Here is a 13,771-nt window from a genome sequence, read left to right on the forward strand (position 1 = left end):
ACGTCCTCAGTTCTGGCACAGCGCGCTGGTGACGAAGGTATCGGTGCGGCAGTCATCCGGTTTGCGTTGCCGGCCCGGGATCAGAACCTTGGCCGAGCATTTTTCCGCGGAATCGGCGTTCAGGCTCTTGCCTTCCTTGTAGCCCTTGCTCTGGCAGAGCTGGTCGGCGGCCTGCTTGCAGTCGGGCGCGCCATTCGACGAGGCGGGGCAGGCCATGCGCCCCGACACCATGGCCGACGGCGTCGCCAGCCGCGACAGGTCGTTCATGGTCTCGCTCGGGCTTTTGATCGGTGGCAGGATCGAGGGCAGCTTGTCGAACAGCTTGCCCATTTCGTTGATCAGTCCGGGATTTTCCTCGCGCGCCGGCGGCGACGAAGGAGCTGATGTCGAGGGCGGCGGCGCGGTCTGCGGTCCCTGCTCCTGCAAGCCGAGCGCCGGCGGCGCGGATTGCGGCCAGCTGGTGCTGCCGGCACCGAGCAGGAGCGAAAGCACTGCGAATATCAGCGTCCCCGGTCGGAGGACCGGATTGCCGGATCGAACCATCATGACGGCAACCGTAGCCGAACCCGGCGCAGCGGCAAAGCGCGGGGTTATTGAGCGAACATGATCTTTGCGGAGAACGGCTTCACACGTTGCGCTGAGGCGGCCCTTCGGGTCCGGATCATTCCCTAGATCAGCTTGACCGCTACGACGAAGCCGAGCACCAGCACGGCGGCGCCGAGCGCCACCCAGAGACCGAGATGCTTCTCGATCCTGACGCGGATCCAGTCGCCATAGCGGTTGAGCAGGATCGCGACGATGAAGAAACGGCCGCCGCGCGCGACGATCGAGCACAGGATGAACAGGCCGATATTGTAACCGGCAAAGCCCGAGGTGATGGTGACGAGCTTGTAGGGGATCGGTGTCAGGCCCTTGAGCAGGATGATCACCGCGCCCCATTCCGCATAGGAGGCGCGGAAGGCATCGACCTTGTCGCCGAGACCATAGACCTGGATCAGCCAATGGCCGACCGAGTCAAACAGCAGCGCACCGATGGCGTAGCCCAGCAGACCGCCCACCACCGAGGTCGCGGTGCAGACCGCGGCGTAGAGCCAGGCGCGCTGCGGGCGCGCCAGCGACATCGGGATCAGCATCACATCCGGCGGGACCGGAAAGAAGGAGCTTTCTGCGAAAGCCACGGCTCCCATGATCCAGAGCGCGTAGGGCTTGTGGGCGGCGTCGATGCACCAGTCGTAGATACGTTTCAGCATGGCGCCGCGATGAAGCACCATGGGACGGATTTGTCCATCGCGAGTTTTGTGACGATTTGGCGTGATCCGGAACAGTGTGTCGCGGTTTTCCGAAAGATCGCGCGCAAACAACAACCTAAAGCGCGATGACGCTTTGCTCCGGTTTCACCGCGCTTTAGTGGCGCTTGCGCGAGACGCGCCCTTCCAGCGCGACAATTGGCCGCCTGGCGGCAACGCGCGGTGACGCGACTTTGGGCAGCTTCATCGGCGACTTCGGCAGCTTCTCGGCAATGCCGAGCATGTCTTCCCGCCGCGCCATCTCGCGCCAGACATCCTCCGGGCGCACGCCGGCCGAGGCCCAGAGCACCGTGAGATTGTAGAGCAGGTCGGCGCTTTCCCGGATCACGGCCTCGCTATCGCCATTGACCGCGTCGATGACGACCTCAATGGCTTCTTCGGCCAGTTTCTTCGCCATTTTGGATGGCCCACGCTGAAACAGCCGGGCGGTACGCGATGTTGCCGGATCAAGATCCTTGGCCGCGAGCACAGCCAGATATAGCCGCTCAAGCGAATCACTCATGGTACTCAAAACTACCCTAAACCAATGGCGAGCGCGTTAACGCGCAGGGTTAAAAGCGAAAAACAGGCCGCCGCGGCAAGCGCGACGGCCCGTTGTGGTCAAGACTTGGTAGCCAAGGACTTGGTAGCCAAGGCTAGTAGCAGTTCTGCATGTAGCCCTGGCCACAGAGCTCCGACGGAGCCGTGCCGCCATAGCGCTGATATTGGTAGTTCGGGCCCGGGCCGTAGTAAGGACCGTAGGCGGGGCCACTGTAATAGGCAGGGCCGCCGTAATAGCCATAACCCGGACCCGGACCGTAATCATAAGCGTAGGCGTCACGGGTCGCAGCGATCGCAAGGCCGGTGCCGATGATGCCGGCAAAGGCCGCGGCAGCCGCAGCACCGCCGCCACCGCCATGCCAGTGGCGGCCGCCTGCGTATGAGGCGGTCGGGGCGACCGCGGTCAGCGCCAGCACCGCGGCGGTGGCAAAGACGGCCTTGCGGCCGGCAAATCTCGAAAATCGGTCAAACATGTCCTGGACCCTCCTTGGGACCTCGAATGGTGCCTGACGACAGGCTCATGTCTTTCAAACACCCGCAGCCCATGTTGGGTTCCGGAACCCCAACAGAAGCTGAACGGGGTTGCGTCATGATCACGCAACCCCCGCTCATCCGCCGTTCATGTTGGCGCGCGCAGGCTCGTCGCTGGCCGGCGCTGCGAGCGTCACGAAACCACAACAATGCGGGACCGGCGCCACTGATGTTTGCATTCAAGACGATCGCCCTTCGCGGCCTGCTGGCCATTGCAATCTCGCTCGCCGCGCTGGCTGCGCGCGACGTCAGCGCGGCCGAGACTGCTGCGCCGTCCACCGCGATCCACTTCACATTCGATCGTCCTGTCGATGCGAGCATGGCGCCGTTCTTCCTTGCCGCGAAGGACGGCAATTTCGGCGCCGAGCGTCTCAACGTGTCCTTCAAGAGCGCCACCGGATCGCCGGAGGCGCTCGCGCGCGTCGCCAAGGGCGACAGCGAGCTCGCGCTCGTCGACATCAACGAGCTGATCCGCTTTCGCGACAAGGACGATGCGGCGCCGGTCAAAGCCGTGTTCGTGTTGTTCAATCGCGCGCCTTACGCGATCGTCGCGCGCAGGAGCCGCGGCATTCACTTGCTGCCCGACCTCGACGGCAAGACCGTCGGCGTCGCCGACGGCGATCTGTCGATGCGGCTGTGGCCGGCGCTGGCGCAGCAGAACGGCATCAACGCGTCGCAAGTGAAATTCCACAAGATCAGCGCCGCGGTCCGCGAGCCGCTCCTCTCCGCGGGCCAGGTCGATGCCGTCGCCGGCTTCAGCTATCTCTCGGCGGTGAACCTGCGCGACCGCGGCGTGCCCGGTGGCGATCTCGTGGTACTCCGCTATGCCGACTATGGCTGCGAGGCCTACGGCTTCGCCGTTGTGGCCAACCCCGCTTTCGCCGCCGCGAAGCCCGACGCCGTGAAGGGCTTCGTCCGCGCATTGATCGCCGGCGTCAACGCGACCATCAAAGAGCCGGCCCGTGCGGCGGACGAAGCCACGAGCCGGATCGACGACGGCGACCGCGACCTCGAGCGGGAACGCCTGCGCAGCGTGCTCATCGACAACATCCTGACGGACGAGGTCAAGCGCAACGGCCTCGGCGGCATCGACCCGGCGCGCCTGGACCGCTCGATCGACCAGATCGCGCAGGATTTCAAATTTCGCAAACGGCCGGCGGCCGGCGATATCTTCGACGACCGGTTCCTGCCGCCGGTCGCGGGACGACTGATCAACTGAGCAAAACCCGCAGCTTCCGCTGTATCTCGCGGGCGATCCCTGATTAGAATGTGGACTCACCTCGTTCGATCCGCCTGAGTTCCTCGCCCGCATGTCCATTTTCAGCCTCTACACCCGCGTTCTCGAGCTGCTCGGCAAGGAGGCGCGGCTGGGCTGGCTGCTGGCGTTCGCCAATCTGCTGCTCGCCGCCTCGCAGTTCGCGGAACCCGTGCTGTTCGGCCGGATCGTCGACGTGCTCTCCGGCAAGTCGGTCGCCGGGTCGAATTCGGCCTGGCCGTTCCTGCTGGCCTGGGTGGCGTTCGGGCTGTTCACCATCGGCTGCAGCGCGATCGTGGCTTTGCAAGCCGACCGGCTCTCCCACCGCCAGCGCCAAGCGGTGCTGACCGACTATTTCGAGCATATTCTGCAACTGCCGCTGACCTTCCACTCAGGCACCCATTCGGGCCGGCTCATGAAGGTGATGCTCAACGGCACCGATGCGCTGTGGCGGTTGTGGCTCGGCTTCTTCCGCGAGCACTTTGCCGCGATCCTGTCGGTCGTGGTGCTGCTGCCATTGTCGCTCTACCTGAACTGGCGGCTCGCGGTCCTGCTGTTCGTGCTCTGCGTCGTCTTCACCGCGCTGACGACCTTCGTCGTGCGCCGAACCTTCGGCATGCAGATGCAGGTCGAGGAGCACTACAGCGAGCTCTCCGCGCGCGCCTCCGACGCGCTCGGCAACGTCGCGCTGGTGCAGAGTTTTGTGCGCGTCGAATCCGAGGTGAAGGGCTTGCGCTCCGTCGCTGATGACCTGCTCGCGGCGCAGATGCCGGTGCTGTCGTGGTGGGCGCTCGTCACCGTCATCACGCGCGCCTCCACCACCATCACGGTGCTCGCGATCTTCACGCTCGGCATCGCGCTGCACGACCAGGGGCTGACCTCCGTCGGCGAGATCGTGATGTTCGTGAGCTTCGCGACGATGCTGATCCAGAAGCTCGAGCAGGTCGTGAGCTTCATCAACAACGTGTTCATGGAAGCCCCGCGGCTGCGCGAGTTCTTCAACGTGCTCGACGCCGTGCCCACAGTCCACGACCGCCCCGACGCGATCGATGCGGGGCGGCTCTCCGGCCTCGTCGAATTCAACGACGTCACCTTCTCCTATGACGGCAAGCGGCCGGCGGTCGAGGACCTCTCCTTCACCGCGCTGCCCGGCCAGACCATCGCGCTGGTCGGTGCGACCGGCGCCGGCAAGTCGACCGCGATCGCGCTTCTGCATCGCGCCTTCGATCCGCAGTCCGGCTTCATCAGGATCGACGGCATGGACGTCCGCGGCGTGACGCTGACGTCGCTGCGCCGGAACATCGGCGTGGTGTTCCAGGAGGCGCTGCTGTTCAACCGCTCGATCGCGGAGAATTTGCACGTCGGCAAGCCGGATGCGACCGAAGCGGAGATGCGCAAGGCCGCGGAGCGCGCGCAGGCGCTCGAATTCATCGAGCGCAGCGGCGGCTTCGAGACCAACGCCGGCGAGCGCGGCCGCATGCTCTCCGGCGGCGAGCGCCAGCGGCTGTCGATCGCCCGCGCGCTGCTGAAGGATCCGCCGATCCTGATCCTGGACGAGGCCACCAGCGCGCTCGACGCCGTCACCGAGGCCAAGGTGAACGCCGCTCTCGACGAAGTGATGAAGGGACGTACCACGTTCGTGATCGCCCACCGTCTCTCCACCATCCGCAACGCCACGCGGATCCTGGTGTTCGAGAACGGCCGCGTGATCGAAAGCGGAACTTTCGATGAACTCGTGGCCAAAGGCGGCCATTTTGCCGAGCTCGCCAGGGCCCAGTTCATGGTTCAGGAAAATGCACGGGCCAGCGTGACGGCCGCTGAGGCTGCGGCGACTGCGGTCAAGTCCCCATAGCATCGTCGAAATTCGGCCTATTTCATCACGGAATACCCGGCCGAAGCCCCTATTCTCGACGCACAAGCCGGTATAGGTTTGCGACGCCGCAAGCGGCGGCGCCGGATTTCAGAACCGAACATCAGATCACGAGAGCCGACCGGAACCGGCGGGTCTCCAAGGACCGGAATCGGATAGTGCACGCCCTTCGCCCGCTGCTTCGCAAGTCCCTGTTCAACCTGTTCGCCGCGGCCCTCGCATCCGCGGTGCTGCTTGCGCCGCGCACGGCCAGCGCCGAAGCACTGCTGCTGATCGAAGCCGACAGCGGCAAGGTGCTGCAGGCCGAGAACGCGACCATCCCGTGGTATCCGGCCTCCGTCACCAAAATCATGACGGCCTACGTGACGCTGAAGGCGGTGAAGGACGGCAGGCTCACGCTCGACACGCTGATCACGGTGTCGCCGACGGCGGCTTCGCAATCGCCGTCGAAGATGGGGTTCCGTCCGGGAACGCAGCTCACCGTCGACAACGCGCTGAAGATGATGATGGTGAAGTCGGCGAACGACATGGCCGTGGTGCTCGCCGAAGGCGTCGGCGGCTCGATCGACGGCTTCTCGGCGATGATGAACGACACCGCGCAGAAGCTCGGCATGACGCAGACGAGCTACGTCAATCCGAACGGCCTGCCCGCTGACGGCCAGATCACGTCCGCGCGCGACCTCGGCATTCTCGCGCGCTCGTTCCTGCGCGACCTGCCGGAATACGAATATTTCGTACACATCCCGGCAATCCGCTTCGGCAAGCGCGTCACCGGCAATTTCAACAAGCTGATCGGCCGCTACCCCGGGGCCGACGGTTTCAAGACCGGCTTCATCTGCGCCTCCGGCTACAATCTCGTGGCGTCGGCCACGCGCAACGGCCGCCGGCTGATCGCCGTCGTGCTCGGCGCCAACTCCGGCACTGCGCGTGCGGTGAAGGCGGCGCAGCTGCTCGAGCGCGGCTTCAGCCAGGACAATCTTACCTGGCTCCGCCCCTCGCTCGGCACCGTCGACAGGCTGGTGCCGGTCGACGCCTCGCCGCCGAACCTGCGCGAGGACATGTGCGGCGGTCATCGCAAGCGGCCGGCCAGCGACGATGACGACGCGCTGATCGCCACCAATGGCGGCACGTCCGGATCGGCCTCCGCCACCGGCGGCGAAGCCCAGGTGACCTTCTTCACCGCGGGCCTTCAGCCGCCCCTGATGAAGGCCTCCGAGCTGATGGCCACGGCGCCCGCGGCGGCCGAGCCCGTGCTGGTCTATACCGGCCCGACCCGCACCGGCACTGCCCTGATCGCGGCGGTCGCGGCCGATGCCGACCAGCAGGCCACGCCAAAGCCGCGTGGCAAGAAGTCGCGCGTCGCCAGGAAGCCCGACGCGACCGACAAGCCAGCCGACAAGCCGAAGGATGCCAAGACGGCGGCGGCAAAGCCGGCTGCCGCCAAGCCTGACGCCAAGAGCGATACCAAGTCCGCTGCGAAGCCGGCCGGGACCAAGCATGCCGCGGCCAAGCACGATGCGGCGGCGAAACCCGCCGAGAAGCCTGCGGCAGGCGGCGATCAGGCGGCCAAGCCCGCCAAGCCCAAGGCCGCGACCAAGCCCGCCGCCAAGCCGGCCAACAACAGTTAACGGCACCCATCGCAAGCCGCGCCCGCGCTTCGCACCTGCGGCAGAGCGGCTTGCGACAATTCCAGTAGCCACTCCCTGACCTTTGTCCTAAGCCTCGACCGGCTTGCCACCCGTTCCGGCAGGCTCGATACTGGCCGCAATGAGGCAAGCCCGAGACACAACGGGCTCTGGTAAATTGAGGGGAGTTTTCCATGGAGCGCATCTGGCTCAAGCAATATCCGCCCGGCGTCCCTGCTGATATCGAGCCGACCCAATACGCATCGCTGGTCGACCTTCTGGAGGAGAGCTTCGCCAAGTTCGCCGACCGCAAGGCATTCATCTGCATGGACAAGGCGATCAGCTATCGCGACCTCGACCAGATGTCGCTGGCGCTCGCCTCCTATTTACAGGGCCGTGGCCTGCAACGTGGCGCCCGCGTCGCGATCATGATGCCGAACGTGCTGCAATATCCGGTCGCGACCGCTGCCGTGCTGCGCGCCGGTTTCGCGGTGGTCAACGTCAACCCGCTCTACACGCCGCGCGAGCTCGAGCATCAGCTCAAGGATTCCGGCGCCGAAGCCATCATCGTGCTGGAGAATTTCGCCCACACGGTCGAGCAGGTGATCGCGAAGACGCAAGTCAAGCATGTCATCGTCGGCAGCATGGGCGACCTGCTCGGCTTCAAGGGCATGATCGTCAACGTCGTCGTCCGCCGCGTCAAGAAGATGGTGCCGGCCTGGTCGCTGCCAGGCGCGGTGTCCTTCAACGACGCGGTATCGGCCGGCCGCAGCCTGACGTTCAACAAGCCGAAGCTGTCGCCGGGCGACGTCGCCTTCCTGCAATATACCGGCGGCACCACCGGCGTCTCCAAGGGCGCCACCCTGCTCCACCGCAACATCGTCGCCAACGTGCTGCAGAACGACGCCTGGCTCCAGCCGGCACTCGCCGCGCCGCCGCATGTCGATCAGCTGATGATCGTCTGCGCGCTGCCGCTCTATCACATCTTCGCGCTGACGGCCTGCTACCTGCTCGCGGTGCGCGCCGGCGGCTGCAATCTGCTGATCCCCAATCCGCGCGACATCGCGGGCTTCGTCAAGGAGCTGGCGAAGTACCAGGTCAACAGCTTCCCGGCCGTGAACACGCTCTACAACGGGTTGATGCACCATCCCGACTTCAAGAAGCTCGACTTCTCCAAGCTGAAGATCTCGAACGGCGGCGGCATGGCGGTGCAGCGCCCCGTCGCCGAGCAGTGGAAGGCCGTGACCGGCTGCTTCATCGCCGAAGGCTACGGCCTCTCGGAGACCTCGCCGACACTGACCTGCAATCCCGCGACCACGACCGAGTTCTCGGGATCGATCGGCATCCCCGTGCCTTCGACCTGGATCTCGATCCGCGACGACGACGGCAACGAAGTCCCGCTCGGCCAGCCCGGCGAGATCTGCGCCAAGGGCCCGCAGGTGATGTCGGGCTACTGGAACAGGCCGGAAGAGACCGACAAGGTGATGACCGCCGACGGCTATTTCCGCACCGGCGACATCGGCGTGATGGACGAGAAGGGCTACACCAAGATCGTCGACCGCAAGAAGGACATGATCCTGGTCTCGGGCTTCAACGTCTATCCGAACGAGATCGAGGAAGTGATCGCGAGCAATCCGGGCGTGCTCGAATGCGCCGTGATCGGCATCCCCGATTCCAAGTCGGGCGAGGCGGTGAAGGCGTTCGTGGTGAAGAAGGATCCCAACCTCACCGCGGAAGCCGTGATCAAGTTCTGTCAGGAGCAGCTCACCGGCTACAAGGTGCCCAAGCACATCGAATTCCGCACCGACCTGCCGAAGACCAATGTCGGCAAGATCCTGCGCCGGCAGCTCCGCGACGAGAAGAAGGCGGAGGCGGCGTAAGCCGCGCCTTGGGTTCATGACTGACGTCGGCGACATCACGCCATCAGGCATTCTCGCCTTCTGGCGCGAGGCCGGCCGCGAGCGCTGGTACAAGCGCAGCGACGCTTTCGACGCGGAGGTCGGGCGTCGCTTTCTTCCGCTATGGAAGCGGGCGACCGCCGGCGAGCTGGCCTCCTGGGAAGAAAGCGACGAGGGCGCGCTCGCGCTCATCATCGCGCTCGACCAGTTTCCCCGCAACATGTTTCGCGGCACGCCGGAAGCCTTTGCCAGCGACGCGCCGGCGCGCGACGTCGCCCGCCGCGCAATCGATCGGGGCGTCGATCGCAGGATCGATCCCATCCTGCTCGAATTCCTCTATCTGCCCTTCATGCATTCCGAGCACCTGCCCGACCAGTTACATTGCGTCGCGCTGTTTCAGAACACAGACAATGCCGAGAACCTGAAATACGCGCGGGAGCACGCCGACATCATCCAGCGGTTCGGCCGCTTTCCCCACCGCAACCGCCTGCTCGACCGCGCCACCACCGAGGAAGAACAGGCCTTCCTCGACGCCGGCGGTTTTGCCGGCTGATGACATAACGGTGAAGAACCACGACCCTCGCCGCCAATGTTGTGCAGCGCCGCCGCACGGTCTAAAAAGCGGGACCGATTTTCAGGGAGACTGACGATGGCGATCCAGACTGGCGACAAGCTGCCCGAGGCGAAATTCCGCGTGATGACGGCCGAGGGTCCGCAGGTGAAGACCACCGACGACATCTTCAAGGGCAAGAAAGTGGCGCTGTTCGCAGTGCCCGGCGCCTACACCGGCACCTGCCACAAGATGCATCTGCCGAGCATCTTCCTCAACGCCTATGCCATGAAGGACAAGGGCGTCGACACCATCGCCATCGTCTCCGTCAACGACGCTTTCGTCATGAACGCCTGGAAGCGCGATACTGACCAGCGCGACGAGGCCATCTTCCTCGCCGACGGCAATGCCGACTTCGCCAAGGCGATCGGCATGGAGCTGGACGCCTCCGGCAACGGCCTCGGCATCCGCTCCAAGCGCTATTCGATGCTGGTCGAGGACGGCGTGGTGAAGAAGCTGAACCTCGAAGCGATGCCCGGCAAGGTCGAGGTCTCCGGTGGCGATACGCTGCTGGGGCAGCTGTAAGCTTTAGGCCCCGGCTCCTTCCAAGCAGGAAGTCCCGTAGGGTGGGCAAAGGCGCGTCAGCGCCGTGCCCACCATCTTTCCTCGATTGAGAAAAAGCCGTGGGCACGCTTCGCTTTGCCCACCCTACGAAACCGGGCGACGCCGCCGACAGCGCGTCGCCTACTCCGCCACCCGCTGCTGCAACCGCGCCTTCACGATCCCGTCGCGCGCCAGTTGATCCGCGCGCTCGTTCTCCGGGTGCCCGGCGTGGCCCTTGACCCAGTGCCAGCGGACCTCGTGCTGCTTCAGCGCCGCATCGAGGCGCTGCCATAGCTCGACATTCTTCACCGGCTTCTTGTCGGCGGTGCGCCAGCCGTTGCGCTTCCAGCCGTGGATCCAGCCGGTGATGCCCTGCCGCACATACTGGCTGTCGGTGTAGAGATCGACGGTGCACGGCTTCTTCAGCGCTTCGAGCGCGGAGATCGCCGCCATCAATTCCATCTGGTTGTTGGTGGTGTGGCATTCGCCGCCGTTCAGCTCTTTTTCCTTGTCGCCGAACTTCAGGATCGCGCCCCAGCCGCCGGGCCCGGGATTTCCCGAGCAGGCGCCGTCGGTATAGATCGTGACGAGGGGAAGCTCGCTCACGCGACCAGTCCTGACGGCATCAGCCCGTAGTCGCGCACGCTGGAAACGCTCTGGTGGAAGCGCAGCTTGCGAAAATATTCCAGCGGATCCTTGGGCTTGACCAGCGCCCCCGGAGGCACGTTGAGCCAGTCGACCAGCCGCGTCAGCAGGAAGCGGATCGCGGCGCCGCGCGCGAGCAGCGGCAGCGCGGCTTCTTCCGCCTCGGAGAGTTTTCGCACCCGGCGATAGGCATTGAGGAAGGCGCGCGCCTTGGTGACGTTGAACGAATGGTCCGGCTCGAAACACCAGGCATTCAGGCAGATCGCGACGTCATAGGCCAGCATGTCGTTGCAGGCGAAGGTGAAGTCGATGATGCCGGAGAGCTTGTCGCCGAGGAAGAAGACGTTGTCGTTGAAGAGATCGGCGTGGATCACGCCCTCCGGCAGATTGCTCGGCCAGACCCCGCTCGAGAGATAGTCGAGCTCGGCGGCGAGAAACGCATGCAGGCCCGGCTGGACCTCGTCGGCGCGGCTTGCCGCCGCGTCGAACAGCGGCCGCCAGCCGGAGACCGACAGCGCATTGCCACGCTTGATCGCAAAATTGGCGCCGGCCAGATGCATCCTGGCCAGCCCCTCGCCGACGCCGGCGCAATGGGCCACGTTCGGCTTGCGCGGCCAGACGCCTTCGAGAAAGGTGATGATCGCGGCCGGCCGGCCCGACAGCTCGCGCAACGCCTCGCCGTCCCCGGCCTTCACCGGCAGCGGGCAGGTGACGCCGTGCTCAGCGAGATGCGTCATCAGCGCGAGAAAGAACGGCAGGTCGGTCTTCGCCACGCGCTTCTCATAGAGCGTGAGGATGAACGAGCCCTTGCTGGTGTGCAGCAGGAAGTTGGTGTTTTCGACGCCCTCGGCGATGCCCTTGTAGGAGAGCAATTCGCCGAGATCGTATTGCTTCAGGAAATCCGCAAGCTCGTCGGCGGCAACGTCGGTGTAGACCGCCATAAAAGTCTACTCGGCGGCGGCTTCGGGGCGCACCTGGCGCGGCAGCGGGAAGAACTCGTTCTCTTCCGCGGCCGAGACCGTCTCCACATGCAGCGTGTAGCGCTCGGCGAACGCATCCATGATCTCCTCGACGATCACTTCCGGCGCGGACGCGCCCGCGGTGATGCCGAGGCTCTTGATGTTGCCAAACCTGGTCCAGTCGATGTCGGTGGCGCGCTGCGCCAGTACCGCGATCCCGCAGCCTTCGCGCTCAGCGACCTCACGCAGGCGCTGCGAATTCGACGAGTTCGGCGCACCGACCACGATCAGGGCGTCGACCACCGGCGCCACCTTCTTCACCGCGAGCTGGCGGTTGGTGGTGGCGTAGCAGATGTCTTCCTTGTGCGGGCCGTTGATGTTCGGGAAACGCTCCTTGAGCAGCGCCACGATCTCCGCGGTGTCGTCGATCGACAGCGTGGTCTGCGTCACGAAGGCGATGTTGTCGGGGTTCTTCGGGACGATGGTCTTGGCGTCCTCGGCGGTCTCGATCAGGGTTACGGCGCCGACCGGAAGCTGGCCGAGCGTGCCGACCACTTCGGGGTGGTGGGAGTGGCCGATCAGGAAGATCTCGCGGCCACGCTTGAAGTGGATCGCGGCCTCGCGGTGCACCTTGGTCACCAGCGGGCAGGTCGCATCCAGCGAGAACAAATTGCGGGAGGTGGCGTCGGCCGGCACCGATTTCGGCACGCCATGGGCCGAGAACACCACCGGCGCGGTGGTGTTTTCCGGGATTTCGGCGAGCTCTTCGACGAAGATCGCGCCCTTCTTCTTCAACCCGTCGACGACGTATTTGTTGTGCACAATCTCATGGCGAACATAGACGGGGGCGCCGTATTTATCGAGCGCCCGTTCCACGGTGTCGATCGCCCGGACCACCCCGGCGCAGAAGCCGCGGGGAGAACAAAGCACGATCTTGAGGTCTGGTTTGGCTGACATTGAGCGATCTCGGGACCGAATCACCCGTTTCGCCTTCTGGCGGGGGCGGTCAATGGATGGAATTGGGCTTTAATGGGTCTGCTAGGACTTTACAGGCGCTTCCAAGGGAATTGGGCCCCCTTTCGGGCTCTGTCAAGGCACTATCTATAGCAGAACCATTGCGTGGCTAGCCCCTCCGGGCTTATATAGCGCGAATTCCCTGTCATCGCTGATGACCACCGGTTTCGCCTCCAGAGGGGTGGGCGAAGCACAAAGGAGATTTGCCATGAGCAACGCACCTCTGATGCCCAAGGCGACCGCCGTCTGGCTGCTCGACAACACCGCGCTGACCTTCGACCAGGTCGCCGATTTCACCAAGATGCATCCCCTCGAGGTGCGCGCGATCGCCGACGGCGACGCTGCCCAGGGCATCAAGGGCATGGACCCCCTCTCCAACGGCCAGCTGACCCGCGAGGAGATCGAAAAGGGCGAGAAGAACCCGGATTACCGGCTCCGCCTTCAGGAGAGCAAGGTCGTGCTGCCGCCCCAGCCCAAGCGCAAGGGCCCGCGCTACACCCCGGTCTCCCGCCGCCACGAGCGCCCGAGCGCCATCCTCTGGCTGCTGCGCAGCCATCCAGAGCTCAAGGACGCCCAGATCATGCGCCTGGTCGGCACCACCAAGAGCACCATCGCCAGCGTTCGCGACCGCACCCACTGGAACACCTCCCAGCTGACCCCGATCGACCCGGTGACCCTTGGCCTTTGCTCGCAGATCGAGCTCGATTTCGAAGTGGCGCGCGCGGCGAAGGAAAAGCCGATCGACACAGCCTATGGCGGCGCCACCCTGCTGCCGGCCTCCGAGACCACCAAGAAGGACGAGTTCGAGCCGGCGGAGCGATCGAACGACGATCTCAACGTCGACGCCGTGTTCGCCAAGCTGAAGACGCTCGGCGGCAAGAAGCAGGACGAGGAGGAGGAGTAAGGCTCCGCTCCCGGTTACGATCGAACGCAATTCGAACGCGGCAGGGAAACCTGCCGCGTTTTTGTTTTGC

At 64.9% G+C, this 13,771-nt stretch carries 14 protein-coding genes; 7 read left to right on the forward strand and 7 right to left on the reverse strand.

Annotated features, from left to right (window positions below):
* Positions 1–6: 6 nt before the first annotated feature.
* The 4 genes from AB7290_RS39555 to AB7290_RS39570 form a co-directional block, all read right to left on the reverse strand.
* Complete coding sequence (locus tag AB7290_RS39555; protein ID WP_085400964.1) at positions 7–546, reverse strand: hypothetical protein; 540 nt, start codon at positions 544–546, stop codon at positions 7–9.
* 122 nt (positions 547–668) lie between these two features.
* Complete coding sequence (locus AB7290_RS39560; protein WP_081369120.1) at positions 669–1,271, reverse strand: YqaA family protein; 603 nt, start codon at positions 1,269–1,271, stop codon at positions 669–671.
* Between the two features lie 133 nt (positions 1,272–1,404).
* Entirely contained in the window at positions 1,405–1,809 is a 405-nt protein-coding gene (hisE, locus tag AB7290_RS39565; RefSeq protein WP_028147364.1) for a phosphoribosyl-ATP diphosphatase, read from the reverse strand.
* Positions 1,810–1,942: 133 nt separating this feature from the next.
* The gene (locus AB7290_RS39570) at positions 1,943–2,320 is read right to left on the reverse strand and encodes a hypothetical protein (RefSeq protein WP_071909294.1); all 378 of its coding nucleotides are present in this window, start codon (positions 2,318–2,320) and stop codon (positions 1,943–1,945) included.
* Positions 2,321–2,547: 227 nt separating this feature from the next.
* Between AB7290_RS39570 and AB7290_RS39575 the strand changes: the two genes are divergently transcribed.
* The 6 genes from AB7290_RS39575 to AB7290_RS39600 all read left to right on the forward strand — a co-directional run bounded on the left by AB7290_RS39575 (position 2,548) and on the right by AB7290_RS39600 (position 10,161).
* Positions 2,548–3,597 carry an ABC transporter substrate-binding protein gene (locus tag AB7290_RS39575; RefSeq protein WP_085400962.1) on the forward strand — a complete coding sequence of 350 codons (1,050 nt, stop codon included), beginning with the start codon at positions 2,548–2,550 and terminating at the stop codon, positions 3,595–3,597.
* A 91-nt stretch (positions 3,598–3,688) separates the two neighbouring features.
* The gene (locus AB7290_RS39580) at positions 3,689–5,485 is read left to right on the forward strand and encodes a glucan ABC transporter ATP-binding protein/ permease (RefSeq protein ID WP_085400960.1); all 1,797 of its coding nucleotides are present in this window, start codon (positions 3,689–3,691) and stop codon (positions 5,483–5,485) included.
* 176 nt (positions 5,486–5,661) lie between these two features.
* Complete coding sequence (locus tag AB7290_RS39585; RefSeq protein ID WP_135215749.1) at positions 5,662–7,131, forward strand: D-alanyl-D-alanine carboxypeptidase family protein; 1,470 nt, start codon at positions 5,662–5,664, stop codon at positions 7,129–7,131.
* A 191-nt stretch (positions 7,132–7,322) separates the two neighbouring features.
* Positions 7,323–9,008, forward strand: a complete 1,686-nt coding sequence (locus AB7290_RS39590) for a long-chain fatty acid--CoA ligase (RefSeq protein ID WP_085400957.1) — start codon at positions 7,323–7,325, stop codon at positions 9,006–9,008.
* 16 nt (positions 9,009–9,024) lie between these two features.
* Positions 9,025–9,579, forward strand: a complete 555-nt coding sequence (locus AB7290_RS39595) for a DUF924 family protein (RefSeq protein ID WP_085400955.1) — start codon at positions 9,025–9,027, stop codon at positions 9,577–9,579.
* Between the two features lie 96 nt (positions 9,580–9,675).
* Positions 9,676–10,161: a peroxiredoxin gene (locus tag AB7290_RS39600; protein WP_007597501.1), complete on the forward strand. Its 486-nt coding sequence runs from the start codon at positions 9,676–9,678 to the stop codon at positions 10,159–10,161.
* Positions 10,162–10,320: 159 nt separating this feature from the next.
* On the opposite strand, the gene rnhA is transcribed toward AB7290_RS39600, so the two are convergent.
* The 3 genes from rnhA to ispH are packed head-to-tail and all read right to left on the reverse strand — an operon-like array spanning position 10,321 to position 12,740.
* A complete protein-coding gene (gene rnhA, locus AB7290_RS39605) occupies positions 10,321–10,785 on the reverse strand; it encodes a ribonuclease HI (RefSeq protein WP_085400953.1) in 465 nt (154 codons plus the stop codon).
* Positions 10,782–11,765 (reverse strand): homoserine kinase, encoded by a 984-nt coding sequence (locus tag AB7290_RS39610; RefSeq protein WP_085400952.1) that lies wholly within the window; start codon positions 11,763–11,765, stop codon positions 10,782–10,784. The genes rnhA and AB7290_RS39610 overlap by 4 nt, the downstream gene beginning before the upstream one ends.
* 6 nt (positions 11,766–11,771) lie before the next feature.
* Positions 11,772–12,740: a 4-hydroxy-3-methylbut-2-enyl diphosphate reductase gene (gene ispH / locus AB7290_RS39615; RefSeq protein WP_063985850.1), complete on the reverse strand. Its 969-nt coding sequence runs from the start codon at positions 12,738–12,740 to the stop codon at positions 11,772–11,774.
* 265 nt (positions 12,741–13,005) lie between these two features.
* Here ispH and AB7290_RS39620 point away from each other — a divergent pair, with 265 nt between their 5' ends.
* Entirely contained in the window at positions 13,006–13,701 is a 696-nt protein-coding gene (locus tag AB7290_RS39620) for a DUF1013 domain-containing protein (protein ID WP_085400950.1), read from the forward strand.
* Positions 13,702–13,771 lie beyond the last annotated feature (70 nt).

It is taken from the genome of Bradyrhizobium sp. 613_E4_N2_2, from assembly GCF_052075995.1.
In the GTDB taxonomy this organism is placed as follows: domain Bacteria; phylum Pseudomonadota; class Alphaproteobacteria; order Rhizobiales; family Xanthobacteraceae; genus Bradyrhizobium; species Bradyrhizobium barranii.